22 protein-coding genes and 1 riboswitch are annotated in these 24,104 nt (G+C 73.6%); of the genes, 11 read left to right on the forward strand and 11 right to left on the reverse strand.

The window, feature by feature from the left end:
* Positions 1 to 4: 4 nt before the first annotated feature.
* Positions 5 to 146, reverse strand: a riboswitch (cobalamin riboswitch).
* A gap of 185 nt (positions 147 to 331) precedes the next feature.
* The 3 genes from ABD350_RS34915 to ABD350_RS34925 all read right to left on the reverse strand — a co-directional run bounded on the left by ABD350_RS34915 (position 332) and on the right by ABD350_RS34925 (position 2,752).
* Positions 332 to 553, reverse strand: a complete 222-nt coding sequence (locus tag ABD350_RS34915; protein ID WP_344353112.1) for a hypothetical protein — start codon at positions 551 to 553, stop codon at positions 332 to 334.
* 34 nt (positions 554 to 587) lie between these two features.
* Positions 588 to 1,871, reverse strand: a complete 1,284-nt coding sequence (locus tag ABD350_RS34920) for an inorganic phosphate transporter (RefSeq protein WP_344353113.1) — start codon at positions 1,869 to 1,871, stop codon at positions 588 to 590.
* A 143-nt stretch (positions 1,872 to 2,014) separates the two neighbouring features.
* The gene (locus tag ABD350_RS34925) at positions 2,015 to 2,752 is read right to left on the reverse strand and encodes a lysozyme (RefSeq protein WP_344353114.1); all 738 of its coding nucleotides are present in this window, start codon (positions 2,750 to 2,752) and stop codon (positions 2,015 to 2,017) included.
* A gap of 220 nt (positions 2,753 to 2,972) precedes the next feature.
* Here ABD350_RS34925 and ABD350_RS34930 point away from each other — a divergent pair, with 220 nt between their 5' ends.
* From ABD350_RS34930 to ABD350_RS34940, 3 genes are all read left to right on the forward strand, one after another.
* Entirely contained in the window at positions 2,973 to 3,674 is a 702-nt protein-coding gene (locus tag ABD350_RS34930; RefSeq protein WP_344353115.1) for a class II aldolase/adducin family protein, read from the forward strand.
* Positions 3,675 to 3,773: 99 nt separating this feature from the next.
* Complete coding sequence (locus ABD350_RS34935; RefSeq protein ID WP_344353116.1) at positions 3,774 to 4,901, forward strand: alpha/beta hydrolase; 1,128 nt, start codon at positions 3,774 to 3,776, stop codon at positions 4,899 to 4,901.
* Between the two features lie 192 nt (positions 4,902 to 5,093).
* Positions 5,094 to 6,512, forward strand: coding sequence for a hypothetical protein (locus ABD350_RS34940; RefSeq protein WP_344353117.1), 1,419 nt, complete (start codon positions 5,094 to 5,096; stop codon positions 6,510 to 6,512).
* A gap of 16 nt (positions 6,513 to 6,528) precedes the next feature.
* On the opposite strand, the gene ABD350_RS34945 is transcribed toward ABD350_RS34940, so the two are convergent.
* A complete protein-coding gene (locus tag ABD350_RS34945) occupies positions 6,529 to 6,945 on the reverse strand; it encodes a VOC family protein (protein WP_344353118.1) in 417 nt (138 codons plus the stop codon).
* 324 nt (positions 6,946 to 7,269) lie between these two features.
* Between ABD350_RS34945 and abc-f the strand changes: the two genes are divergently transcribed.
* The 3 genes from abc-f (at position 7,270) to ABD350_RS34960 (ending at position 10,347) form a co-directional block, all read left to right on the forward strand.
* Positions 7,270 to 8,868 (forward strand): ribosomal protection-like ABC-F family protein, encoded by a 1,599-nt coding sequence (gene abc-f, locus ABD350_RS34950; protein WP_344353119.1) that lies wholly within the window; start codon positions 7,270 to 7,272, stop codon positions 8,866 to 8,868.
* 336 nt (positions 8,869 to 9,204) lie between these two features.
* A complete protein-coding gene (locus tag ABD350_RS34955; RefSeq protein WP_004002281.1) occupies positions 9,205 to 9,426 on the forward strand; it encodes a helix-turn-helix domain-containing protein in 222 nt (73 codons plus the stop codon).
* 117 nt (positions 9,427 to 9,543) lie between these two features.
* Positions 9,544 to 10,347 carry an enoyl-CoA hydratase/isomerase family protein gene (locus ABD350_RS34960; RefSeq protein WP_344353120.1) on the forward strand — a complete coding sequence of 268 codons (804 nt, stop codon included), beginning with the start codon at positions 9,544 to 9,546 and terminating at the stop codon, positions 10,345 to 10,347.
* 362 nt (positions 10,348 to 10,709) lie between these two features.
* On the opposite strand, the gene ABD350_RS34965 is transcribed toward ABD350_RS34960, so the two are convergent.
* The 5 genes from ABD350_RS34965 to ABD350_RS34985 all read right to left on the reverse strand — a co-directional run bounded on the left by ABD350_RS34965 (position 10,710) and on the right by ABD350_RS34985 (position 15,558).
* Positions 10,710 to 11,465, reverse strand: coding sequence for an SDR family oxidoreductase (locus ABD350_RS34965; protein ID WP_344353121.1), 756 nt, complete (start codon positions 11,463 to 11,465; stop codon positions 10,710 to 10,712).
* 4 nt (positions 11,466 to 11,469) lie between these two features.
* Positions 11,470 to 13,254 carry a glycoside hydrolase family 15 protein gene (locus tag ABD350_RS34970; RefSeq protein ID WP_344353122.1) on the reverse strand — a complete coding sequence of 595 codons (1,785 nt, stop codon included), beginning with the start codon at positions 13,252 to 13,254 and terminating at the stop codon, positions 11,470 to 11,472.
* A gap of 135 nt (positions 13,255 to 13,389) precedes the next feature.
* On the reverse strand, positions 13,390 to 14,187 hold the full coding sequence (locus ABD350_RS34975; protein WP_344353123.1) for an SURF1 family cytochrome oxidase biogenesis protein: 798 nt from the start codon (positions 14,185 to 14,187) through the stop codon (positions 13,390 to 13,392).
* 49 nt (positions 14,188 to 14,236) lie between these two features.
* Positions 14,237 to 14,470 (reverse strand): hypothetical protein, encoded by a 234-nt coding sequence (locus tag ABD350_RS34980; protein ID WP_344353124.1) that lies wholly within the window; start codon positions 14,468 to 14,470, stop codon positions 14,237 to 14,239.
* Between the two features lie 104 nt (positions 14,471 to 14,574).
* Positions 14,575 to 15,558 carry a DEDDh family exonuclease gene (locus ABD350_RS34985; protein WP_344353125.1) on the reverse strand — a complete coding sequence of 328 codons (984 nt, stop codon included), beginning with the start codon at positions 15,556 to 15,558 and terminating at the stop codon, positions 14,575 to 14,577.
* Between the two features lie 287 nt (positions 15,559 to 15,845).
* On the opposite strand from ABD350_RS34985, the gene ABD350_RS34990 reads away from it, so the two are divergent.
* The 3 genes from ABD350_RS34990 (at position 15,846) to ABD350_RS35000 (ending at position 18,759) form a co-directional block, all read left to right on the forward strand.
* A complete protein-coding gene (locus ABD350_RS34990; RefSeq protein WP_344353126.1) occupies positions 15,846 to 16,670 on the forward strand; it encodes an acetoacetate decarboxylase family protein in 825 nt (274 codons plus the stop codon).
* Between the two features lie 212 nt (positions 16,671 to 16,882).
* Positions 16,883 to 17,593 carry a VIT1/CCC1 transporter family protein gene (locus tag ABD350_RS34995; RefSeq protein WP_344353127.1) on the forward strand — a complete coding sequence of 237 codons (711 nt, stop codon included), beginning with the start codon at positions 16,883 to 16,885 and terminating at the stop codon, positions 17,591 to 17,593.
* Positions 17,594 to 17,709: 116 nt separating this feature from the next.
* Positions 17,710 to 18,759: a zinc-dependent alcohol dehydrogenase family protein gene (locus ABD350_RS35000; protein WP_344353128.1), complete on the forward strand. Its 1,050-nt coding sequence runs from the start codon at positions 17,710 to 17,712 to the stop codon at positions 18,757 to 18,759.
* A 9-nt stretch (positions 18,760 to 18,768) separates the two neighbouring features.
* On the opposite strand, the gene ABD350_RS35005 is transcribed toward ABD350_RS35000, so the two are convergent.
* Together ABD350_RS35005 and ABD350_RS35010 are read right to left on the reverse strand one after the other, a co-directional pair.
* A complete protein-coding gene (locus ABD350_RS35005) occupies positions 18,769 to 20,166 on the reverse strand; it encodes a CoA transferase (protein WP_344353129.1) in 1,398 nt (465 codons plus the stop codon).
* A gap of 69 nt (positions 20,167 to 20,235) precedes the next feature.
* On the reverse strand, positions 20,236 to 21,759 hold the full coding sequence (locus tag ABD350_RS35010; RefSeq protein ID WP_344353130.1) for a S8 family peptidase: 1,524 nt from the start codon (positions 21,757 to 21,759) through the stop codon (positions 20,236 to 20,238).
* Positions 21,760 to 22,046: 287 nt separating this feature from the next.
* Between ABD350_RS35010 and ABD350_RS35015 the strand changes: the two genes are divergently transcribed.
* Positions 22,047 to 22,403: a DUF485 domain-containing protein gene (locus ABD350_RS35015; RefSeq protein WP_344353131.1), complete on the forward strand. Its 357-nt coding sequence runs from the start codon at positions 22,047 to 22,049 to the stop codon at positions 22,401 to 22,403.
* On the forward strand, positions 22,400 to 24,025 hold the full coding sequence (locus tag ABD350_RS35020) for a solute symporter family protein (RefSeq protein WP_344353132.1): 1,626 nt from the start codon (positions 22,400 to 22,402) through the stop codon (positions 24,023 to 24,025). The genes ABD350_RS35015 and ABD350_RS35020 overlap by 4 nt, the downstream gene beginning before the upstream one ends.
* The last annotated feature ends 79 nt before the right edge of the window (positions 24,026 to 24,104 follow it).

Genomic DNA, 24,104 nt, shown 5'->3' on the forward strand with positions numbered 1-24,104 from the left:
CCTGGTTCGACGGATTCCGGCGGCGAGAGTTCCTGGCTCCCGGGGTTTCCTCCCCGGTGACAGTGGCGGGACCGCGCCGGATTCGCACCGGCTTCCTCTGCTGCCGCCGTACATGGCCTGGGCAGTCCACCACGTGCCCGGAAGGGCCGTCAACTTGCCTTTGACCTGGGATGCCCTACTGTGCTCAGGCCCACATCGCCGGGTGCCGGGCGGGTCTTCGGGGCCGCCTCGGCACGCGTCCGCCCCGCCGGGTCCGGCGGACGGGCCGGTCGGCGGGGCGGAGGCGGGGAATCGGGGGCCTGTGGCCAGGCCACGAATCGGGGGCCTGCGGTCAGGCCACGATCAGATAGATGCCGTAGGCCACGGCCGCCGCGCAGGCCGCGAAGCAGGCGTAGGCGCCGGTGACGGCGAGAGCGGCGGAGCCGCCCCGGGCCGCGGCCCGCTCACGGCGGGACAGGCCGTTGATGCCGAGGGTGAACAGGGCCACCAGGCCCACCGTGAACACGACGCTGACGCCCAGAACGGAGCCGAGGGCCGCCCAGTCGATCTTCATGGGGATTGTTTCCTTCAGTAACCGTGCGGGCGGGTCAGACCGTGGCGGCCGGCGGGGCGGCGGGGGCCGGCTCGGCGGCCGGGGCGGGAATCGTGGCCGTCAGGTCACCGGTCGTCAGCTTCTCGGCGGCCGGGGCCGTCCGGCTGTCGGCGACCGGGCCGGCGGGCGGCGGGGTCACCGCGGCGATGGCGGCGGTGACGACACCGGCGGGCTCGCCGGTCTCCTCGATCACGTTGGTGTGGTCGACGACCTCGCGGCGGGAGATCTTCCAGATCGCGGCGCTCGCGGCGACCAGGAAGACGGCGACGGCGGCGGTGCCCCCGTCACCGAGGCCGGTGACGGCCTCGGCGCCCGCGCCGACCAGCGCGGCGGCCGGCAGGGTGAGCACCCAGGCGACGGCCATGCGGGTCGCGGTGGACCAGCGGACCACGCCGCCCTTGCGGCCGAGGCCCGCGCCCATCACCGAGCCGGAGACGACATGGGTGGTGGAGAGGGAGAAGCCGAGGTGGGAGGAGGCCAGGATGGCGGTCGCGGCGCCGGTCTGGGCGGCGAAGCCCTGGCGCGGCTCCAGGTCGGTCAGGCCCTTGCCCATGGTGCGGATGATGCGCCAGCCGCCGATGTAGGTGCCGAGCGCGATGGCGAGGCCGGCGGAGAGGATCACCCAGGTGGGAGGGTTGGCGCCGGGGGCGAGGGAGCCGCCCGCGATCAGCGCGAGGGTGATGATGCCCATCGTCTTCTGGGCGTCGTTGGTGCCGTGGGCGAGGGAGACCAGGCCGGCGGAGGCGATCTGGCCGACGCGGTAGCCCTTGCGGGTGGCCTCGTTGTCGCCGGTGCCGCCGATGCCGTAGGAGAGCCGGGTGGCCAGGTACGAGGCGAGGCCCGCCACGACCGGCGCGGCGACGGCCGGCAGCAGCACCTTGGTGACCAGGACGCCGCCGTGGACGGCGCCGAAGCCGGCCGAGGCGACGGTGGCGCCGACCAGGCCGCCCATGAGGGCGTGCGAGGAACTGGAGGGCAGGCCCACCAGCCAGGTCAGCAGGTTCCAGAGGATCGCGCCGACCAGGGCGGCGAAGATGACCTCGGGACGGATGCCGGTCTCGTCGACGAGACCCTTGGAGATCGTGTTCGCGACCTCCACGGAGAGGAAGGCGCCCGCAAGATTGAGGACGGCGGACATGGTCACCGCGATCTTGGGCTTCAGGGCGCCTGTGGAGATGGTGGTGGCCATCGCGTTCGCGGTGTCGTGGAAACCGTTCGTGAAATCGAACGCGAGAGCGGTTACCACCACAATCGCGAGGATCAGCGAGAAGCTTTCCATTTACCCAGGCAATCGTTCGAGGTCATTGGCTGGATGAACGTAGGCAACCTGGGTGAACGGAAGATGAACTGGGGCGGGCTCGATGGTGTCGGCAATCCCATACCGGGGTTCTGTTCCGCCGCGCCGGGCCGGGCGCCCCTTGGCTACCGGGACCGCGCGAAGACCCGCAGCCGGTCCAGGGTGCCGTTGAAGAGATTCTGGTCACCCGGCAGCGTGCCCTTCGTGCGGTACTGCCAGAACGTCCAGTACCGCCAGCCGCCGGGCAGCGCCCCCGGCCGGGCGGCCCCGTGCCGGGCGATCCACAGGGGGTGGTTCTTCGAGAACGCGCGGCTGTTGCCCGTGCACAGCTTCCACCAGTGGGTCGTCGTGTAGATCACCGGGCGGCGGCCCGTCCGGCGCCGGGTCTCGTCGCTGAACGAACGGATCCAGCCGACCATGCGCTTCTTGCTCAGCCCGTAGCACTTGCGCGTCGCGCTGTACGGGTTGTACTCGATGTCGAGCGCGGGCGGCAGTGTCCAGCCGTCCCCCCGCCAGCCGCCGCCGTGCCGCACGAAGTACGCGGCCTGCTTGGCGCCGGAGGACCGGTCCGGGCGGGCGAAGTGGTAGGCGCCCCGGATCAGCCCGGCCTTGCGGGCGCCGGAGTACTGGCCGGTGAAGTAGGGGTTGCGGTAGCCGGTGGACTCGGTCGCCTTGACGTAGACGAACCGCGCCCCCTTCTTCCGCGCGTTTGGCCAGTTCACGTGCCGCTGGTACGACGACACGTCGTGGCCCTTGGGCGGCTTGGCCGCGGCGGCCGCGGGCCCGGTGAGGGCGAGGACTGCCGCCACGGCCGCCGCGAGGGCGCTTGCGCGGCGACGGGCAAGGGTGGGTACACGGGCCATGCGACTCCCCCGGGGGGTGACGGACGACGGGCGCGCCGGCGCTCGCGGGCGGCGGCGCCCGTGGGTGGGCAGGAGGGAGTCATTCAAGGTCCGCCGATCACGGAACAATGGGCGATTTCAGGCGTTTCACCCCGAAATGCCCCCGTTCGGCCTCACAGTGTCCGGCCCGAACCGACCGGCCCCGCCCGCTCCCGGCCCCTCCGGCTGGCAGGATCACCGCATGGCTGAACCGCGACGGAACGCGAAAGAGGGACGATCTGACGTCGGGGAGAGCGTGGCGGAGGACGTGGCGCGGCTGTGGGCGGAGGTGGTCGCCACGGCGCGGCGGACCGTCGACGACGGGCTGGTGGTCGGCACCTCCGGCAACGTCTCCGCCCGCCTCGGCGACCTCGTGCTGGTCACCCCCTCGGGCGTGCCCTACGACCGGCTCACCCCCGCCGACCTCACCGGCGTCGACCTCACCGGCCGGCAGGTGCTCGGCACCCTCGTGCCGACCAGCGAGCTGCCCATGCACCTCGCCGTCTACCGCGCCACCGACGCCCGCGCGGTCGTCCACACCCACGCCGTGCACGCCACCGCGGTCTCCACGCTCGTCCCCGAGCTGCCGCTGGTCCACTACATGGCAGCCGCCCTCGGCGGTCCCGTACGGGTCGCCCCCTACGCGACCTACGGCACCGGCGAACTGGCCGAGAACATGCTCCGCGCCCTCGCCGGCCGCTCCGGCTGCCTCCTTGGGAACCACGGCACGATCACCTACGGCGCCACCCTCGACCAGGCCTTCGACCGCACCGCCCAGCTGGAGTGGATGTGCCGGCTGTGGCTGACGGCGTCGTCGGTACCGGGCCTGAGCCCCTCCCTGCTCACCGAGGCACAAGTGGCGGAGGTCGGGGAACGTTTGAAGGGGTACGGCCAACGGAGGTGACCCCTTTTGCCGAACAGCAGCCCGCTCCATGCCCCGCGCTCCTCACCCCACCCCCTCCTTCGGCTGGCCGCCGTGCGGTGCCGCCGTGACACTGGATCCGTGCGCACCGTCTCAGCGACCGCCAGTGCGGTCACCGCCGTCCTGGCCGCCGGCGCGGCTTCCGTGGTCGTCGGCCGGCTCGCCAGCGACGCCGCGCTGAAGGCGCCGGCGGGCCGCCCGCTGCCCACCGAGCCCCGGCTCACCGTGCACGGCACGGCCGCCGGCCGGATCACGCTCACCCGCGATCTGGCCACCCTGCGCCCCGGCGTCTACGGCCTCGCCGGCGACGGCTCGCACGCCGTCGTCGGCCCCGTCCTGGAGGGCGGCCCGCACGCCGCCGACACCGTCGTACGGCGCCTGGAACGCGTCACCCACGGCACCCTCACGGCCGGCGACGCGGCCTGGCTCACCCCCAACCTGTACGTCGGCAACCCCCGCACCGCCCTCGGCCTGGACCACACCGACGTCGACGTGCCCGGCGAACTCGGCGCCCTGCCCGCCTGGTTCGTGCCCGGCGACCGGGACACCTGGGTGATCGCCGTCCACGGCCTGGGCACCACCCGGGAGCACGCCCTGAACCTCATGGGCTTCCTGCACGCCCGCCGGCTGCCCGTCCTCGCCCTCGCCTACCGCGGCGACCCCGGCGCGCCCCGCCCGCCGGACCGGCTGAACCACCTCGGCGAGACGGAGTGGCGGGACGTCGAGGCGGCGATCCGGTACGCCGTCCGCCACGGCGCCCGCCGCGTCGTCCTCCTCGGCTGGTCCACCGGCGCCACCATGGCGCTGCGCGCCGCAGAGCACTCCCAGGTCCGCGACCGCGTCGCCGGGCTCGTCCTCGACTCTCCGGTCCTCAGCTGGCAGGCCACCCTGCGCGCGCTGGTCCGGGCCCGGCACACCCCCGAGCCGCTGCTGCCGCTCGCGGTGCGGGCCGCGCAGGGCCGGGCCGGACTGCAGGCCGACGGGCTCGCCGAGCCCGCCGGCCCGGACCGGCTCCAGGTGCCCACCCTGCTCGTGCACGGCCCCGGCGACGAGGTCGCGCCCTGGGAGCACTCCCGCCGGCTCGCCCGGCGCCGGCCCGGCCTGGTCACCCTGCACACCGTCCCGAACGCCCCGCACGCGGCGATGTGGAACGCGGACCCCGAGGAGTACGAGGAGCGGCTGCGCCGGTTCCTCACCCCGTTGCTGTGACCCCCGGCGCCGGGACCCCATGCGCCGGGGGACGGCATTCCGGTTACGGCCGTGGGGTCGATCCGGCCACGGCCGTACGACTGGCGCGATCCTGTCCCTCCCGCGGCCCCGCGCCCCGTGCGTTGGCCTGCCCCGTCGCCCGCCGTGACATTCCGTTTGGGTTTTCGGACCGTCAACCGGAAGACTGCACCCGTGACGTCCCGTATCCCGCGCGACTCCAGGCTCCGACTCGTCCGACCTCGACCCCTGGCCGCCGCCCCCAGAGCTGTGAACCAGCGGCGACCACGCCGCCCGGCACCCCGGCCGCCCGAGGGCACGCCCGCCCCCGCCGAACTGGCCGGAATGGCCCGTGCCGGTCTGGCCGGCGCGGTCCGCGTCGCCCGCTGGGCCGACGCCGCCCTCGGCCCCGGCCGGCACGGTGCCACCACCGACGGCAAGGCGACCCTCTCCGACGCCACCGCCGAACGCGCCGCCGCCGACCTCGGCCTGAGCGCCGCTCAGATCCGCGCCGACTGGGACACCGCCCGCCTCGCCGGACTCGTCGAGGTGCACGGCGACAGCGCCCGGCCCGGCTGGCGGCTGCGCGCCTGGGACCGCGACGACAGTGCCGTACTGCGCGGCTGGGTCGCCCTCTTCGACGCCTGGTCGCTCGCCTCCCCGGAGCCCGAGGGACACGAGCCGGCCGCCGTCGCCGAGGTCGTCTCGGCCATGCCCCAGGTGCTCTCCTTCCTCCAGCTGTCCGCCGGCCCGGTCCCGGTGGAACAGCTGCTCGACCTGCTCCAGCAGCGGGTCACCGAGCTGCGCACCGAACGCTGCGAGGTCGCCTACGAACCCGGCACCGGACGGCCCGCCGGATCCCCCGCCCCGGCCGCCGCCGCGCCCGCCGACGACGCCCCGCTCGCCCCGCTGCTCGACTGGGCGCTGCGGGCCCTCGCCTCGGTCGGCGCCCTCACCTACGGCGGCGGCCAGGCCACCCTGACCCCGCTGGGCAGCTGGGCGGTGTGGGTCAAGCTGGAGCAGATCTGCGTGGCCGCGCAGAGCCCCGCCGGCAACATCGAGCAGTCCGCCGAGGACATGCTGCGCGGCTGTGCCCAGCTCCGCCCCAACGCGGCCCGCGCCGAGTACCGCGCCTGGCTCGCCGCCCGCCCCGTCGGCAGCGCCGTCACCGAGCTGATCGACGCCGCCCGCGGCGACGACGCGCTGCTGCGCGGGCTGGCCTTCGAGGCGCTGCGCGTCGTCGGCGCGCCCGCCGAGCCCGACGTACGGGCCGTGGTGGAGGAGCCGGCACTGCGGCCGTACGCCCTGCTGTGGCTCGCCGAGCACGACGGGGTCGACCCGGAGGACGCCCACGAGGTGCTCACCCGGGAGGAGGCCACCTGGCTGTGGGTGGACACCGCCGCCGCGGTCGCCGACCACGGTGAGGCGCCGATGCTGGTGAGGCACCTGGAGTCCGCGGTGCAGCCCACCGTGCCCCAGCTGCTCGACGAGGTCCGCGCGGTCGGCCACCCCCGCACCGTGCAGGTGCTGGTCGCGCTCGCCGCCGCGCACCCCGACCCGGCGCTGGCCAAGGCCGTACGCCGGGCCGCGTTCCAGGTGCACACCGGGGGCTGAACCCGGCCGGGGCGGCTCAGGCCCCGGTCTCCGGGGCGTACGTCCCGAAGCTCCAGAGGTTCCCCCCGGTGTCCCGGGCCAGGTACTCGCGGGCGCCGTAGTCCTGGTCCGCCGGGGGCATCACGATCTCCACCCCGTGTGCCACGGCCCGCTCGTGGTGGGCGTCCACGTCGTCCACCACGACGTACACCCCGGCGGGGCCCGCGTGCTCCAGGGCGGCGTCGAGGGGGCCGCCGCGGCCCCGGGAGCCGACCATCACCACGCCGCCGGCCTGGGCCAGCTCGGCGTGCAGGACCGTGCCGTCCGCCGTCTCGTACACCGCCAGCTCGGTGAAGCCCAGGCCCTCGGTGAGCTGCCGGATCGCCGCCTTCGCGTCCGTGTACAGCAGTGTGGGGCAGATGCCCGGCCGTCCGCCGCCGCCCGTGCCCGCCATGCCGACCACTCCCTCGCGCACCGATGTCCGTCGTCCCGCGGCGGCCGTCGCGCCGCACGCGTCTTCGCTTCCCACCGCGCACAACACCCGAAACCGCCCCATCCCGCCGGACCCGGGCAGTACCCGGCCGGGTGACCTTCCCGGACCGCCCCCTCGCCGCGCGCCCCCACCGGCACCAGCCGGGGCCCCGGTCGCCGGGACGCAGGAAAAGTGCTTGCACCGCCCCGTTAGACTGGGGCCCATGGCCATTCTCCTCGCGCATTAGACGGCGGGAACGTCCTCAGCCGCCCACCCGCCAATCCCTGTACGCCCTGGAGTCTGTCCGTGATCTCCGCCTCCGGTATCGAGCTGCGCGCCGGCGCGCGCGTCCTCATCGAGAACGCCACCTTCCGTGTCGCCAAGGGCGACCGCATCGGCCTCGTCGGCCGCAATGGCGCAGGCAAGACCACCCTCACCAAGTGCCTGGCCGGCGAGGGCATCCCGGCCGCCGGCACGATCACCCGCTCCGGCGAGGTCGGCTACCTCCCGCAGGACCCCCGCACCGGCGACCTCGACGTCCTCGCCCGCGACCGCATCCTGTCCGCGCGCGGCCTGGACGTCCTGATCCGCAAGATGCGCGAGAACGAGCAGCGCATCGCGAGCGGCAAGGGCTCCACCCGGGAGAAGGCCCTGAAGCAGTACGAGCGCCAGGAGACGGAGTTCCTCACCAAGGGCGGGTACGCCGCCGAGGCCGAGGCCGCCACCATCGCCGCCGCGCTGAACCTCCCGGACCGGGTGCTCGGCCAGCCGCTGCACACCCTCTCCGGCGGTCAGCGCCGCCGTATCGAGCTGGCCCGGATCCTGTTCTCCGACGCCGACACCCTGCTGCTGGACGAGCCCACCAACCACCTCGACGCGGACTCGATCATCTGGCTGCGGGACTACCTGAAGTCCTACCGCGGCGGTTTCATCGTCATCTCCCACGACGTCGACCTCGTGGACACGGTCGTGAACAAGGTGTTCTACCTGGACGCCAACCGCTCCGCGATCGACATCTACAACATGGGCTGGAAGCTGTACCAGCAGCAGCGCGAGGCCGACGAGAAGCGCCGCAAGCGCGAGCGCGCCAACGCCGAGAAGAAGGCCGCCGCGCTCAACGCCCAGGCCGACAAGATGCGCGCCAAGGCCACCAAGACGGTCGCCGCGCAGAACATGGCCCGCCGCGCCGAGAAGCTGCTCTCCGGCCTCGAAGACATCCGGATGTCCGACAAGGTCGCCAAGCTCCGCTTCCCGGAGCCCGCGCCCTGCGGCAAGACCCCGCTGATGGCCGAGGGCCTGTCGAAGTCGTACGGCTCGCTGGAGATCTTCACCGACGTCGACCTCGCCATCGACAAGGGCTCCCGGGTCGTCATCCTCGGCCTCAACGGCGCCGGCAAGACCACGCTGCTGCGCCTCCTCGCGGGCGTGGAGACGCCGGACACCGGCCGGGTGGTCCCCGGCCACGGCCTCAAGCTCGGCTACTACGCGCAGGAGCACGAGACCCTGGACCCCGACCGCACGGTCCTGGAGAACATGCGCTCGGCCGCCCCCGACATGGACCTGGTCGAGGTCCGCAAGGTGCTCGGCTCGTTCCTGTTCTCCGGCGACGACGTGGACAAGCCGGCCGGTGTCCTCTCCGGCGGCGAGAAGACCCGGCTCGCCCTCGCCACGCTCGTCGTCTCCTCGGCGAACGTGCTGCTCCTGGACGAGCCGACGAACAACCTGGACCCGGCCAGCCGCGAGGAGATCCTCGGCGCCCTGCGCACCTACAAGGGCGCGGTCGTCCTCGTCACCCACGACGAGGGCGCCGTCGAGGCGCTCCAGCCGGAGCGGATCATCCTGCTGCCGGACGGCGTCGAGGACCTGTGGGGTTCCGACTACGCGGATCTGGTCACGCTGGCGTGATCGACGGGCCGGATCCACCGCGCATGGATCATTCGGCCCATCCGTGATCCATCATCTGTGTGAGATCTCCTCGTATCGAGGTGTGTCATACACGGATTTCGCGGCCGACCCCCCGGTAGCCGAGGGGTCGGCCGCTCCGCGTTCCTGACCTGGTACTTCGCGAATCCCTTCCTACGGACCCCTGGACCCCATCCGCTGGAATCACGTATTCCGTTTGTGGGGAACCCCTCCTGTCGTCACAACGATGTCTCACCGACCTTGCCGAATGGGTGGCCATCACGCCCAGGAGGGGTGATCATGAGGAGACCAGAGCGCACTTCCCATGAGGAGGCACGGGTGGCCGAGACTCTGAAGAAGGGCAGCCGGGTGACCGGCGCCGCGCGCGACAAGCTCGCGGCAGACCTGAAGAAGAAGTACGACTCCGGTGCGAGCATCCGGGCGCTGGCCGAGGAGACCGGCCGCTCGTATGGCTTCGTACACCGGATGCTCAGCGAGTCGGGCGTCACGCTCCGTGGGCGTGGCGGTGCGACCCGGGGTAAGAAGGCCGCTTCGTCCTGACTCCGGGCGGCCCATCGGCTTCGATGGTGGCCACCCGGTCGGCGGACCGACCGGCCGGGTGGTTACTGTGCAGTCACTTAGCTCAGCTCTGCTGACCGCACCCATCGGAGGCACCCCATGGCTTCGCCCGAGAAGGACCCCGCTCCCGCACTCGACAAGGACGGCGTACGGCTCACCGTCGAGGACACGCTCGCCACGGTGACGCTGACCAACCCGGCCAAGCGCAACGCGCAGACCCCCGCCCTGTGGCGGGCGCTCGCCGAGGCCGGGCGGCTGCTGCCGGGCTCCGTCCGGGTGGTCGTGCTGCGCGGCGAGGGCCAGTCCTTCTCCGCCGGGCTGGACCGTCGCATGTTCACCCCGGAGGGAATTCCGGGCGAGCCGACCTTCGTCGACCTCGCACGCCGTGACGACACCGGGATCGACGCGACCATCGCCGAATACCAGGAGGCGTTCACCTGGTGGCGGCGGACCGACCTCGTGTCCATCGCCGCCGTCCAGGGCCATGCCATCGGGGCCGGCTTCCAGCTCGCGCTCGGCTGCGACCTGCGGGTGGTCGCGGACGACGTCCAGTTCGCCATGCGCGAGACCAGCCTCGGCCTCGTTCCCGACCTGACCGGCACCCACCCGCTGGTCGGCCTCGTCGGCTACGCCCGCGCACTGGAGATCTGCGTGACCGGGCGGTTCGTCGGGGCCGAGGAGGCGGTGGCCAGTGGGCTGGCCAACCTCGCCGTGCCCGCGGCCGACCTGGACGCGACGGTACGGGACCTGGCGGCGGCGCTGCTGGCCGCGCCGCGCGATGCCGTGGTGGAGACCAAGGCGCTGCTGCGTGGCGCCCTCGACCGCACCTACGAGGAGCAGCGTGCGGCCGAGCGAGCCGCCCAGACCCGCCGCCTGCGCGACCTGGCCGGCCTAGGCGAATAACCCCACGCGAACCCCGGACCGAACCCGCCCCCGGCACGGCGCTCCCCGCGCGCGACCACACGCTGCCCGCGACGGTGCGCGGACCCGCCGCCCCCTGTCCACGCGCGGTCCGGTCGGCCCGTGCCCACGGCCCGGAGGGCCCTCGGCGCTCGCCGTCTCCCGGCGGAAGGCCGCGGCACGCCGGCGCGTACCGGCCCCGCCACGGCACGGCGTTCGCCGCGACCGCGCACGCACACGCCGGCCCGCGACCGCGCACGGACCCGCCGGCCCATGCCATGCCCAAGTGCGGACGCGCCGGCCCGTGCCCCCGCGCGAACCCGTCGGGCCATGTCCCTGGCCCGACGGGTCCGCGGCGGTCGCTGTCAGTAGCCGCGTCGCATGCCGCCGTCGACGGGGATCATGATGCCGGTCAGATACGACGCGGCCGGGGACAGCAGGAACGCGGCGGTCCGGCCGAACTCCTCGGGCCGGCCGTAGCGGCCCAGCGGGATCCGTGACACGTTCGCGGCCCGGGTGGCCTCGGGGTCGGCGGACAGCGCGTCCAGCTCGCGCACGCGATCGGTGTCGATCCGGCTCGGCAGCAGCCCGACCACCCGGATGCCGCGCGGCCCCAGCTCGTCGGCGATCGACTTGGCGAACCCGGCGAGCCCCGGCCGCAGCCCGTTGGACACGGTCAGCCCCGGCATCGGCTCGTACACCGACCCGGACAGCACGAACCCGATCACCCCGCCCTCCGCCAGCTCGGCCGCCGCCGCGCGGGCCAGCCGTACCGCGCCGAGGAAGACCGTCTCGAACGCGTCCCGCCACTGCTCGTCGGTGTTGTCGGCGACGAACCCGGGCACCGGCCCGCCCACGCTCACCAGCACCCCGTGGAAGCCCCCGAAGTTCTCCCGGGCCGCCGCGATCAGCCGCTCGGGAGCGCTCGGGTCGGCGTTGTCCACGGCCACGCCCACCGCGTTCGGGCCCAGGGCGGCGGCGGCCTCGGCGACCCGCTGCCCGTCCCGGCCGCTGACGACCACCTTCGCCCCGTCCGCGACGAGTTCCCGCGCGGTGGCGTTGCCCAGTCCCCGGGTGGCTCCGGTGACGACGTACACCCGGTCCTTCAGTCCAAGATCCATGGCCCTATCCTGCCCCCTCCTCCCCGAAGAGCGTGAGCGCGGTGTTCACCAGGCCGACATGGCTGAACGCCTGCGGGAAATTGCCCAGCTGGCAGCCGCCGAGGGGGTCGTACTCCTCGGCCAGCAGACCCACGTCGTTGCACAGGCCCACCAGCCGGTCGAACAGTTCGCGCGCCTCCCGGGTGCGGCCGGTCATGTGCAGTGCGTCGGCCAGCCAGAAGGAGCAGGCGAGGAAGGCGCCCTCGCCGCCCGGCAGCCCGTCGATCACCGAGTCCTCGGCGTCGTAGCGGCGCAGGAAACCGCGGTGCCCGAGGTCGTCGCGGATGGCGTCGACCGTGCCGACCACCCGGGGGTCGTCCGGCGGCAGGAAGCCCACGCGCGGGATGAGCAGCAGCGCGGCGTCCAGTTCCCGGGAGCCGTAGTACTGGGTGAAGGTGTTGCGCTCCCGGTCGAAGCCCTTCTCGCACACCTCCCGGTGGACCTCCTCGCGCAGCCGGCGCCAGTCCGCCAGGTCGCCGCTCAGCTCGTGGTGCCGCTCCAGCGTCTTGACGGCCCGGTCGGCGGCCACCCACACCATCACCTTGGAGTGCACGAACTGCCGGCGGCCGCCGCGCACCTCCCACAGGCCCTCGTCCGGCCGCCGCCACGCCGACTCCAGGAACCTCATCAGCGAACGCTGCATGGCCCACATGTGCGGCTTGGTGGGCAGGCCCGAGATGCGGGCCAGCGACAGCGAGTCCATCACCTCCCCGTACACGTCCAGCTGGAGCTGGTCGACGGCGCCGTTGCCGATGCGCACGGGGGCGGAGCCGGCGAAGCCGGGCAGCCACGGCAGTTCCGTCTCCCGCAGCCGCCGCTCGCCCGCCACGCCGTACATGATCTGCAGGTCGGCCGGGTTGCCGGCCACCGCGCGCAGCAGCCAGTCCCGCCAGGCCTCGGCCTCCTCCTGGTAGCCCGCGGTGAGCAGGGCGCCGAGGGTGAGGGTGGAGTCGCGCAGCCAGCAGTAGCGGTAGTCCCAGTTGCGCACGCCGCCCGGTTTCTCGGGCAGCGAGGTGGTGGCCGCGGCGACGATCCCGCCGGTCGGGGCGTAGGTGAGGGCCTTGAGGGTGATGAGGGAGCGCACCACCGCGTCGCGGTACGGCCCGTCGTAGCGGCACCGCCCGGCCCAGCACCGCCAGTCGGCGACGCTGCTCTCCAGGGCCTCGTACGGGTCGATCAGCGGCGGGCGTTTCTCGTGCGAGGGATGCCAGGTCAGCACGAAGGCTACCCGCTCGCCCGCGGCGACGGTGAACTCCGAGTGGGTGCCGTACTCCTCGCCCCAGGTGGGCACGGCCGGCTCGGTGCGCAGCCAGGCGGAGTCCGGCCCGGCGACGGCCACCCGGTGGCCGTCCGCGCGGCGCACCCACGGCATGATCGAGCCGTAGTCGAAGCGCAGGCGCAGCGTGCTGTGGACGGTGACCCGGCCGCTGAGGCCCTCCACGATCCGTACGACGTCGGGGGCGCGCTCGCGCTGCGGCATCAGGTCGGTGACGCGTACCGTTCCGTCCGCCGTCTCCCACTCGGTGTCCAGGACGAGGGTGTCGGGCCGGTAGGCGCGGCGGGTGCACACGTCCGCTCCGTCGGGGGCGATCCGCCAGTGGCCGTGATCCTCGTCGCCGAGCAGCCGGGCGAAGCAGGCGCCGGAGTCGAAGCGAGGCAGGCACAGCCAGTCGATCGAGCCGTCCTTGCCGACCAGGGCCGCGGTCTGCTCGTCCCCGATGAGGGCGTAGTCCTCGATGCGCGCGTTCACGGGATGCGGTTTCCCGGCGGGCCAGGGGGCCAACCAGGTGGTCCGCCGGGGGAGTGAGCGGTCACGGGCGCGGGGCCGGGGGCCGAAGGCGACTCGTCGGCGCCGGCGGGGGCTCGGGCGAGGTCCGGCCGGGGCTCAGACCGGGGCCGGTTCGCTCTCCTCGGTCCGCGGCTGCGCCGCGGCCTCCGCCCGGTCCCGCAGCTCGCGCCGGACCAGGAACCACCAGCCGACCGGGACGGCCGCCGCGAACAGCCACCACTGGATCATGTACGCGTAGTTCAGCGGGGCGTCCTCGCTGCCCGGATCGGAGATCTGCTCCGGGGAGCCGTCCTTCGCCCCGGGCGCGGTCTGCTGGATGTAGCCGCCGAGCACCGGGGCGCCCAGCCGCCGCGCCTCCTCCGCGCTGTTGATCAGCATGATCTGGCGGTCGGGCAGGCCCTTGACGTTCTTGATGCCGCTCGCGGAGGTCGTCTCGTCGGACATCAGCCGACCGGTGACGGTGGTCCGCCCGGCCGGCGGCGCGGGCACCTTCGGGAAGTCGGTCTGCGCGCCGTCGGCGGGGATCCAGCCCCGGTTGACGAGCAGTACCTTGCCGTCGTCGAGGACCAGGGGGGTGAGGACGTGGAAGCCGACCTCGCCGTCCGAGTTGGTACGGCGGCGGACCACGACCTCCTTCGAGGTGTCGAAGGTGCCGGTCGCGGTGACCGTGCGGTACTTCTCGGTACGGGTCACCGTGTGCCCGGGGGAGGTCAGCCGTTCGACCGGGACCGGGTCGGCGTGCAGCGCGGCGGAGACCAGGTCGTTGCGGGCGGTGCGCTCCTCGTAGCGGTGCTGCTGCCAGAAGCCCAGCCGGATCATCGCCGGGATCAGCGCGATCGCGACGAGCGTGAGGATCACCCACTGGCGGGACAGCAGGAAGCGGTAGCGGTGCACCCCACGACGGTACCTCCGCGGCGTGGGGTGCGTTCAGGCGGGTACCGGGTCAGACCCGGTCGACGATGCCGATCCTCCCCTCGGCCCGGGCGCAGTGCGCGCCGCAGAACCAGTGGCCCTCCACCTCCACGCCCTGGCCGATGATCTGCACCCGGCAGTGCTCGCAGATCGGGGCCATGCGGTGGATCGCACAGGAGAAGCAGTCGAAGACATGCACGGCGCCCTGCGCGTGCACCTCGAAGGTCATTCCGTAGTCATTGCCGCAAACTTCGCATGTCGCCATGCGCCACAGGGTGAGCCGTCGCCGATTCCCCGGCGAGCCGCCGCCGCGTGAGTCGTGGGGCAATCACCCGTTCGTACGATGAACCGCACGGGGTGCCGGCGTGGCTACTCGTCGGCGGGCTCCACGTCCCGCAGCAGCTGGCCGAACGCGGCCTCGTCCACGATCGGCGTGCCGAACTGCCGGGCCTTGACCGTCTTGGACGTGCCCGAGTCGGGGTCGTTGGTCACCAGCAGGCTGGTCAGCCGGGAGATGCTGCCGGCCACGTGCAGCCCGGCCTCGGTGGCGCGGTCCTCCAGCAGCTCGCGCTCCGTCGACGTGTCACCCGAGAAGGCGACCCGCATGCCCTGTTTGAGCCTTTTGCCGTCTTCGTAGCGGCCCGGGTTGGGATAGGGGCATGCGGGCCTTTTGCGGGAGGGGCGCCAACTGCCCGCCCGGTAGCCGCCGTAGCCACCCGTCGCCTGCCGGGGCACCGGCCGGTCCGACCACTCCGTCAGCGGCCGGCACTCCAGCAGCGGCAGCCGTACGCCGCCCGCCGCCGCGGCCCGCAGACTGGGCCGGAACGCCTCCGCCAGCACGCGCGCGTCGTCCAGCGCGTGGTGCGCCCGCTGCTGCACCACCCCGAAGTGCGCCGCCAGCGACTCCAGCTTGAAGTTGGGCAGCGGCAGCCCCAGCTCCTTCGACAGCGCGATGGTGCACAGCCGCTGCCGCACCGGCGCCTCGCGCCGCACGCGCGCGTACTCCCGCGCGATCATCTGCCAGTCGAAGACGGCGTTGTGCGCCACCAGCACCCGGCCGTCGAGCCGGGCCGCGAACTCCTCGGCGACCTGCTCGAACAGCGGCGCGCCGTCGAGCGTCTCGCTCGTCAGACCGTGTATCCACACGGGCCCCGGATCGCGCTCCGGGTTGACCAGCGTGTACCAGTGGTCCTCGACCTCGCCGCGCGCGTCCAGCCGGTACACGGCCGCCGAGATGATCCGGTCGTCCCGGGCCAGTCCGGTGGTCTCCACGTCAACGACCGCGTATCCCTTCGGATACGCGGCCGGCCACGGGGTGGCGGAGGGCGCTGCGGTCGCACGGTCTTCGAGCATGGTCACTGAGGATACGGGCCGCCACTGACAACACGGTCCCCCAGGTCCGGCACCCGCGTCCCCGGCTCGCGCGCCCGCTCGGTCGCCGTACACGCGCGCGTGCCCGCCCCCGGCGTGGCGTACGGAAGCCGGGCGCCGCCTCCCGGGCCGGTGGGCCCCCGGTCCCCGCCCGCCCGCGGCGACGGCCAACTCGCCCTGCGCGCACGCCTGTTTACCCCGCCCCCGGACTGCTGCGACAGTATTGCAGGTGACGGCCCGTCAGGTGTCCCGACGAAGGGCGGTACGGTATGGCACGCGTACGGTACGGCGCGCGGACCGAGCGGGAGACCGCCGCCACGCGCGCCGCGAGCGCACGGCTCTCCGACCTGTGGTCCACCGAGGTGGTGGCCGTCTGGGAGACCGACCCGGACGCGGTCGCGGCGGTCCTGCCGCGCCCGCTGAAACCCACCGCACGGCCGCTGGTGCGGGCCACCATCAGCAGGGCCGACCTGCGCGGACAGCCGCTCGGCGCGGGCTCGTTCGCGGTCGCGGCCGCCCACGGCCCGGTCGACGGCTGGTACCCGCTGGTGATGCCGACGACCCGGGAGCGGGCCCTGACCGGCGGACGCGAGGTGTTCGGGGAGCCCGAGAAGCTCGGCGAGGTCACCGTCGAGCGGGACGGGCTCGTCGTCCGGGCGTCGATGGCCCGGCACGGCATCGCCTTCGTGGAGGTGCGCGGCGCGGTGAGCGGCCCGCTGCCGCTGCCCGGCCCCGTCCGCCGCACCGCCTTCTCCTTCAAGTTCCTGCCCGCGGTGAACGGCCGGGGCTTCGACGGGGACCCCCTGCTCGTGCACTGCGAACACCACGAGAGGGCGCGCCGGCTGGAACGGGTCACCGGGGACGTCGTCCTGCGCGAGTCGGTGTACGACCCCGTCGCCGACTTCCCGGTCCGGCGCCTGCTGGAGATCACCATCGGGGAGAAGACGCGTGACCGGCGCGGCCGGGTGGTCGAACGCGTCGACCCGCGCGCCCTGCTGCCCTTCCTGCACCAGCGCTACGACGACGACCCGCTCCAGGCCCTCGACGCGCCGCCCGCCGCCACCGGGAGCCGCTACGGCGGTGGGGGCGCGTAGGCACGGCGGCGGGAGCGGGTGGGCACGGCGGCGGGGCGGTGGCGGTGTGGTGCCCGGGCCGTGGCGGTGGGGCCCGGCGGCGTAATGGGCCCGGTGGTGTGGTGGGGCCCGTCGGTGTGGTGGGGGAGCGTCGGCGTGGTGGAGGAGCGTCGGCGTGGTGGGGGGAGCGTCGGTGCGGTGGGCGGGGTTCCGGCGGTGGGATCCTCCCTGCTGTGACGGAACCCACCCACGACGAGGCCCACGGCGGCGCCCTCGGCTCCCGGCTGAACTGGCTGCGCGCCGCCGTGCTGGGCGCGAACGACGGCATCGTCTCCACCGCCGGCCTGGTCGTCGGCGTGGCCGGCGCCACCGGGAGCCGCTCCGCCCTGCTCACCGCCGGACTGGCCGGCCTGCTCGCCGGCTCGATGTCCATGGCGGCCGGCGAATACGTCTCCGTCTCCACCCAGCGCGACTCCGAGATGGCCGCGCTGGCCGTGGAGCGACGGGAGCTGCGCGACCGGCCGGAGGCGGAACTGCGGGAGCTCACCGAGCTGCTGGCCCGGCGCGGCCTGTCCCGCAAGGTGGCCCGCGAGGCCGCCGAGCAGCTCACCGCGCGGGACGCGCTGAGGGCCCACGCGCGCGTGGAGCTCGGGATCGATCCCGACGAGCTGACCAACCCCTGGCACGCGGCCTGGGCAAGCTTCCTGGCCTTCACCGTCGGCGCGCTGCTCCCGCTGCTGGCCATCGTGCTGCCCCCGGCCGGCGCCCGGCTCCCCGTCACCGTGTGCTGCGTCCTCGCCGCCCTGGTCCTCACCGGCTGGAGCAGCGCCCGCCTCGGCGCGGCCGGCCCCCGGCGCGCGGTCCTGCGCAACGTGGCCGGCGGGGCACTGGCGATGGCGGTGACCTACGCGGCGGGCAGCCTGCTCGGCGCGGCCGGGGTGTGAGCGCGACGGGGGCCCCTGGCCGCGCGGGCCGCCGCGGGCACGACGTACCGTGAAGTGCGCCCGTCACCCGTGAGCGCACCGCCCCGTCCGCCACTTCGCACCAGAAGGACCCCGCCATGCGCGCCACCACCATCCACGCCCCGTACGACATGCGCGTGGAGGACGTTCCCGACCCCGTCGCGCAACTGCCCACCGACGCCGTCGTACGGGTGCTGCGCGCCTGCATCTGCGGCAGCGACCTGTGGGCCTACCGGGGCGAGGCGGCACGGCAGCCGGGCCAGCGGATCGGGCACGAGTTCCTCGGCGTCGTGGAGGAGACCGGTTCCGAGGTGGCCACGGTCCGCCGCGGTGACCTGGTGGTCGCGCCCTTCATGTGGTCCGACGGGGTCTGCGACTACTGCCGCGAGGGCCTGACCACCTCCTGCGAGCACGGCGGTTTCTGGGGCTCCGTCGGCTACGACGGCGGCCAGGGCGAGGCCGTCCGGGTGCCGTTCGCCGACGGCACCCTCGTCCGGCTGCCCAAGGAGGCGGCCTCGGACGACCACCTGCTGTCCGCCCTGCTGACCCTGTCCGACGTGCTCGGCACCGGCCACCACGCCGCCCTCGGCGCGGGCGTCCGGCCCGGCGCCACGGTCGCCGTCGTCGGGGACGGCGCGGTCGGGCTGTGCGCCGTCCTGGCCGCCAAGCGGCTCGGCGCCGAGCGGATCATCGCCCTGGGCCGGCACCGGGTGCGCACCGACATAGCCCGCCGGTTCGGCGCCACCGACGTCGTCGCCGAGCGCGGGGAAGCGGCCGTCGAGGCCGTCCGCGAGCTGACCCGGGGCCAGGGCGCGCACGCCGTCGTCGAGGCGGTCGGCACCGAGCAGTCCATGCGGACGGCCGTCGGCGTCACCCGCGACGGCGGCGCCATCGGCTTCGTGGGCGTTCCCCACGGCAGCGGCACCGGCCTGGACCTCGGCGTGATGTTCGACCGGAACATCGCCCTGCGCGGCGGCGTCGCCCCGGTCCGCGCCTACATCCCCGACCTGCTGCCCGACGTCCTCGACGGCACGATCGACCCGTCCCCGGTGTTCGACATGACCGTGGACATCGAGGGCGTGCCGGGCGGCTACCGGGCGATGGACGAGCGCACGGCCCTGAAGGTGCTGGTCACCAACGGCCGGTGACCGCGTCCGTCACCCGCGGGCGGCCGGGGCGGCGGCCCAGCGGGCGGGGGACGAGCCCCACGGCACCGGGGGCCGGGCCCAGTCGGCGGGGCCGCCCGTGAAGGACACGGCGGGGCGGGCGTACCGCAGCCGGCCCAGCGCGCCGCCGGTCTCCGCCAGCCAGGCGTCCGGTCCCGGGTACGGCTCCTCCCCGGCCGGTTCCGGACGGATGCCGGAGGTCAGCCAGTGCGCGGTCCGGGCCAGCGCGAGCCGTACCAGCCGGCTCCCGCCGTCGTACGACTGCTCGGTCAGCGCGCGCAGCACGGCCGCCGCCAGCAGATAGCCGGTGCCGTGGTCCAGGGCCTGCGCGGGCAGCGCGCCCGGCTCCCCGGCCGTGCCCTCGGTGACCGCGATGCCGGTGGCGGCCTGCACCAGGCTGTCGAAGCCGCGCCGCCCGCGCCACGGCCCGTACGCGCCCCACGCCGACACCTGCGCCACGACCAGACCGGGGTGGCGCGCGCCCAACTCCTCGGGGGAGAGCCCGAACCGGTCCAAAGTGCCCGGCCGGTAGCCGGTCACCACGACGTCCGCCGTGCTCAGCAGGTCCTCCAGGACGTCCCGGCCGGTGTCCAGGTCCAGCGTGGCGGACCGCTTGCCGAAGCCCGTGTCGGCGTGCTGGTCCGGCAGTTCCGCCAGCCAGGGGGCGTCCAGGCGCAGCACGTCCGCGCCGAGCAGGGCGAGGGTGCGGGTGGCGACCGGGCCCGCCAGGACCCGGGTCAGATCCAGGACGCGCAGCCCGGCGGCGGGCAGCACGGCGGCGGCGCCGGGGTCGAGCGGCGGGAACCCGCGCGGGGGCGCCGCGTCCAGCCGTGCGCGCTCGGCCAGCGGGCGTGCGGCCACCTCGGCCGCCTGCCGGTGTGCCTGCCACCGCTCCGGCGTGCGCAGGGCCACGGCGAGACCGCCCGCGCCGCTGACGGTCTCCTCCACCTCCCCGGCCGGCCGCCCGGCGAGCCGTTCGGCGACCCGCTGCGCCGAGGCGTCCCCGGGCAGCCCCAGCGCGCCGAGCAGCCGGGCCCGGTGGTGCGGGTAGTTGGCGTGGGTGCGCACCCAGCCGTCGGCTGTCCGCCAGAACCGGGACAGGGGGGCGAAGGAGACCGGAGCCCGGCCGTCCACGCGCAGCAGCCGCTCGCTGTGGAAGGCCGCCGCCACCGCGCCGTCGTCGACCCGGACGGCCGGGACTTCCGGAAGCCCGGCCCGGCGGGCCGCCAGCTCCGCCGCGGCCAGCCCGCAGGCGCCGACGCACGCCCGGGCCAGCTCCCGCACGGGAAGGCGCGCCGTGAGCACGCCCTCCCGCGGGACGGTGGTGAGCCGGGAGAGCCGGGCGGGATCACCGCCCAGCGCGGACCACGCGTACATGAGTGCAGTCATGACTGCACTATGCATTATTGATTCGATCAATCTATTGCATGGGCGCCCGCTCGGCCGTCCATGCGGCTTCTACCGGGTCACCGCGGCCAGTGCGTCCGCCACGCCCCAGCCGTAGAAACCGTTGCGGTTCCGCGTCCCCTCGCACACCGCGTCCACCTTGCCGTCGCCGTCGATGTCGTACGGGTCCGTGCAGGGCGTGGCGGTGGCCTCCGCGTACAGCAGCGCCTTGACGAGCGCCGCCGGGGCGTGCGGATGGGTTGACTTGATCAATGCGGCAACACCGGCGACGTGCGGGGTCGCCATGGACGTCCCGGCCATGTAGCCGTACCTGCCACCCGGCAGCGTGCCCAGGATGAGGCCGCTGGTCGCCGGGGCCTGCGGGGGCTGGTAGTAGTCGCCGCCGGGCGCGGCGATGTCGACGACGCCGAGACCGTGGTTGGAGAAGGACGACTTCAGCCCCTTGGCGCCGGTCGCCGCGACCGTGACGACACCCGGCAGCTGGGTCGGTATGTCGAAGCACTCGTGCGGGTCGATCACCCGGTCCGACGGGGTGCCGTCGTTCGGCGAGCTCTTGTCGGTGATCGCGTCGGACGCGAGGTCGTACTTCTCGTTGCCCGCCGCCGCGACGTTGACCGCGCCCTTCCGCTCCGCGTAACGCGTGGCCCGGGTGATGGCGTCCACGAGGGCCTTCTGGTCGGGGTCGGTGGTGCAGTTGAAGTACCAGGGATCGGTGTAATAGCTGTTGTTGGTGACGTCGACGTGGTGTTCGGCCGCCCACACGAAGCCGCAGACCACGGCCTCGGTGTAGAAGTAGCCGCCCGGGGTGGACACCTTGATGCCGGCGACCTTCACCCCCGGCGCCACGCCCGTCATCCCCACGCCGTTCTTCGCCGCCGCGATCTCACCGGCCACATGCGTGCCGTGCGGGCTCTCCGAGGGACCCGGCCGCCAGGCGCCGTCCGCGGTGTCGGGCTTGCCCGTCACGCAGTTGACGGAGGCGTTCCGGTCGAAGTTGGGCGCGATGTCCGGGTGGGTGTCGTCGACGCCCGTGTCGATGACGGCGACCGTGACGTCCGGGCTGCCCAGGGTCTTCTCGTGCGCCTTGTCCGCCTTGATGGCCGGCAGGTCCCACTGGAGCGGCTCCAGCGGATCCTGGCCGGCGGCGGCCCGGACACCGGCGGCCTCGGCCGCGCTCAGCGCCTTCGGCGTGCCCACGCCGGTGGTGGACCGGGCGGGCAGCGGCGCGTTGCGCGTGGCGCCCGCCGAGACGACCCCGCGCACCGCACGGACCGCCTGGGCGAATCCGGGGTTCGCGGAGTGTACGACGATCACTCCGATCCGGTCGTAACTCGTCACGACCGTACCGCCGTTGCGGGCGATCGCCCGCCGCACCGACTCGATCGTGGAACGGTCCGTCCTGGTGTTCACCACGTACGACAGGGTGGGACCGTCCGCCGCCCGCGCCGCCGGGGCCGCCGAGTCCGTCGAGGCCGTCGCGGAGGCCGCCGACGGCAGGAAGCCGAGCGTGGCGGTCAGCGACAGCACGGCCGGTACGGCGAGCGCCAGTCGGCGTCTGGAGCGCAGATCAGCCATGGGATCTCCACATCATCCGGATACGGAACCGCCCGGAACACAGGTGGCTGTCCGGGCAGGTACATGACGAAGTGGTGCTGGGCCGAAGCTATCCCCCGACACCGATCCCCGAAAGGCCCAGGCGGAGTTGAACCGCTCCCCGGGCGGCGCCGTGACCGTGGACGGGAGGCCCGAAAGGATCAGGCCCCCTACGGGAATCACCCGATGGAGTCCCATGATGACTCACTGTAATGTGTTCCCGTCCCTGTGAGATGAGCAAGCGCACGTCCGTGACGCGAGGAGACTCCGTGGCTACCGAAACACCGCCACCCGCGCAGACCCCGACCCGCCTTCCCTCCACCGAGGAGTTCACCGAGGTGCAGCAGAGCGCGGAGTTCGGTGAACTGCGCCGCGCCCACCGCTCCTTCGCCTTCCCCCTGACGATCGCCTTCGCCGCCTGGTACCTGCTGTACGTCCTGCTGTCCAACTACGCGGGCGACTTCATGGGCACCAAGGTGGCCGGCAACGTCAACGTCGCCCTCGTCCTGGGCCTCGCCCAGTTCCTCACCACGTTCCTGATCGCCTGGTGGTACGCCCGCCGCGCCGCCGCCAGGCTCGACCCCCGGGCCGAGGCCATCAAGTCCCGGATGGAGGGCGGAGCATGAACGCCGTACCCCACACGCTGTTGGCCGCCGGCGAGGCGAGCGAGCACCGGACGCTGATCATCACCCTGTTCGCGGTGTTCGTCGCCGCGACCCTCGTCATCACCGTCTGGGCGGGCCGGCAGACCAAGGACGCCGCCGACTTCTACGCCGGCGGACGGCAGTTCACCGGCTTCCAGAACGGCCTCGCCGTCTCCGGCGACTACATGTCCGCCGCGTCCTTCCTCGGCATCGCCGGCGCCATCGCCCTCTTCGGCTACGACGGCTTCCTGTACTCCATCGGCTTCCTCGTCGCCTGGCTCGTCGCCCTCCTGCTGGTCGCCGAACCACTGCGCAACTCGGGCCGCTACACGATGGGAGACGTGCTGGCCTACCGCATGCGCCAGCGCCCCGTGCGCACCGCGGCCGGCACCTCCACCATCGTCGTGTCGATCTTCTACCTGCTGGCCCAGATGGCGGGCGCCGGCGTACTGGTCTCCCTGCTCCTCGGCATCACCAGCGACGGCGGCAAGATCGCCATCGTCGCCCTGGTCGGTCTGCTGATGATCGTGTACGTCACCATCGGCGGGATGAAGGGCACCACCTGGGTCCAGATGGTCAAGGCGGTGCTGCTCATCGCCGGCGCCGTGCTGCTGACCTTCCTCGTCCTGCTGAAGTTCGACTTCAACATCTCCGAACTGCTCGGCAGGGCAGCCGACAACAGCGGCAAGGGCAGCGCCTTCCTGGAGCCCGGCCTGAAGTACGGCGTCACCGGCACCACCAAGCTCGACTTCCTCTCCCTCGGCATCGCCCTGGTCCTGGGCACGGCCGGCCTGCCGCACATCCTGATCCGCTTCTACACCGTCCCCACCGCCAAGGCCGCCCGCAAGTCCGTCCTGTGGGCCATCGGCCTGATCGGCGCCTTCTACCTGATGACCCTCGCCCTCGGCTTCGGCGCCGCCGCGCTGATCAAACCGGGCGAGATCATCGCCTCCAACAAGGCGGGCAACACGGCGGCCCCCCTGCTGGCACTGCACCTGGGCGGTGTCGACTCCAACTGGGGCGCCATCCTGCTCGCCACCATCTCCGCGGTCGCCTTCGCCACGATCCTCGCGGTCGTCGCCGGCCTGACCCTGGCCTCCTCGTCCTCCTTCGCGCACGACATCTACGCCAACGTCATCAAGAAGGGCCAGGCCACCGAGCAGCAGGAGGTGCGCGCGGCCCGCTGGGCGACCGTCGGCATCGGCGCGGTCTCCATCGTCCTCGGCGCCCTGGCCCGCGATCTGAACGTGGCCGGCCTGGTCGCCCTCGCCTTCGCGGTCGCCGCCTCCGCCAACCTGCCGACCATCCTCTACAGCCTGTTCTGGAAGCGGTTCACCACCGCGGGCGCCCTGTGGTCGATCTACGGCGGCCTGGTCACCGCGGTCGGCCTGGTGCTGTTCTCCCCGGTCGTCTCGGGCAAGCCGACCTCGATGTTCCCCGATGTCGACTTCCACTGGTTCCCGCTGGAGAACCCCGGCCTCATCTCCATTCCCGTCGGCTTCCTGCTCGGCGTGGTGGGCACCCTGCTGTCCAAGGAGACCCCGGACGCCGGGAAGTACGCGGAACTGGAGGTGCGGTCCCTGACCGGCACCGGAGCCCACTGAGGCGCCACGCGGGACGACCGCGTCGGCCGGGACTGTACGGTCCTACGACGCGGTCGCGCCGTTCCTGGTGGGTTCGGGC

This window comes from Streptomyces nogalater, from assembly GCF_039532885.1.
Classification (GTDB): Bacteria; Actinomycetota; Actinomycetes; order Streptomycetales; family Streptomycetaceae; genus Streptomyces; species Streptomyces nogalater.

Excerpts from the sequence above, each read along its gene's own strand:
- ABD350_RS35000 (WP_344353128.1), top strand. The coding sequence starts at position 17,710 with ATGCGCGCCACCACCATCCACGCCCCGTACGACATGCGCGTGGAGGAC.
- ABD350_RS34990 (WP_344353126.1), top strand. The coding sequence starts at position 15,846 with ATGGCACGCGTACGGTACGGCGCGCGGACCGAGCGGGAGACCGCCGCC.
- ABD350_RS34920 (WP_344353113.1), bottom strand. The coding sequence starts at position 1,871 with ATGGAAAGCTTCTCGCTGATCCTCGCGATTGTGGTGGTAACCGCTCTC.
- ABD350_RS34965 (WP_344353121.1), bottom strand. The coding sequence starts at position 11,465 with ATGGATCTTGGACTGAAGGACCGGGTGTACGTCGTCACCGGAGCCACC.
- ABD350_RS34985 (WP_344353125.1), bottom strand. The coding sequence starts at position 15,558 with ATGCTCGAAGACCGTGCGACCGCAGCGCCCTCCGCCACCCCGTGGCCG.
- ABD350_RS34915 (WP_344353112.1), bottom strand. The coding sequence starts at position 553 with ATGAAGATCGACTGGGCGGCCCTCGGCTCCGTTCTGGGCGTCAGCGTC.
- ABD350_RS35005 (WP_344353129.1), bottom strand. The coding sequence starts at position 20,166 with ATGACTGCACTCATGTACGCGTGGTCCGCGCTGGGCGGTGATCCCGCC.
- ABD350_RS34930 (WP_344353115.1), top strand. The coding sequence starts at position 2,973 with ATGGCTGAACCGCGACGGAACGCGAAAGAGGGACGATCTGACGTCGGG.
- ABD350_RS35010 (WP_344353130.1), bottom strand. The coding sequence starts at position 21,759 with ATGGCTGATCTGCGCTCCAGACGCCGACTGGCGCTCGCCGTACCGGCC.
- ABD350_RS34925 (WP_344353114.1), bottom strand. The coding sequence starts at position 2,752 with ATGGCCCGTGTACCCACCCTTGCCCGTCGCCGCGCAAGCGCCCTCGCG.
- ABD350_RS35020 (WP_344353132.1), top strand. The coding sequence starts at position 22,400 with ATGAACGCCGTACCCCACACGCTGTTGGCCGCCGGCGAGGCGAGCGAG.
- ABD350_RS34960 (WP_344353120.1), top strand. The coding sequence starts at position 9,544 with ATGGCTTCGCCCGAGAAGGACCCCGCTCCCGCACTCGACAAGGACGGC.
- ABD350_RS34980 (WP_344353124.1), bottom strand. The coding sequence starts at position 14,470 with ATGGCGACATGCGAAGTTTGCGGCAATGACTACGGAATGACCTTCGAG.
- ABD350_RS34945 (WP_344353118.1), bottom strand. The coding sequence starts at position 6,945 with ATGGCGGGCACGGGCGGCGGCGGACGGCCGGGCATCTGCCCCACACTG.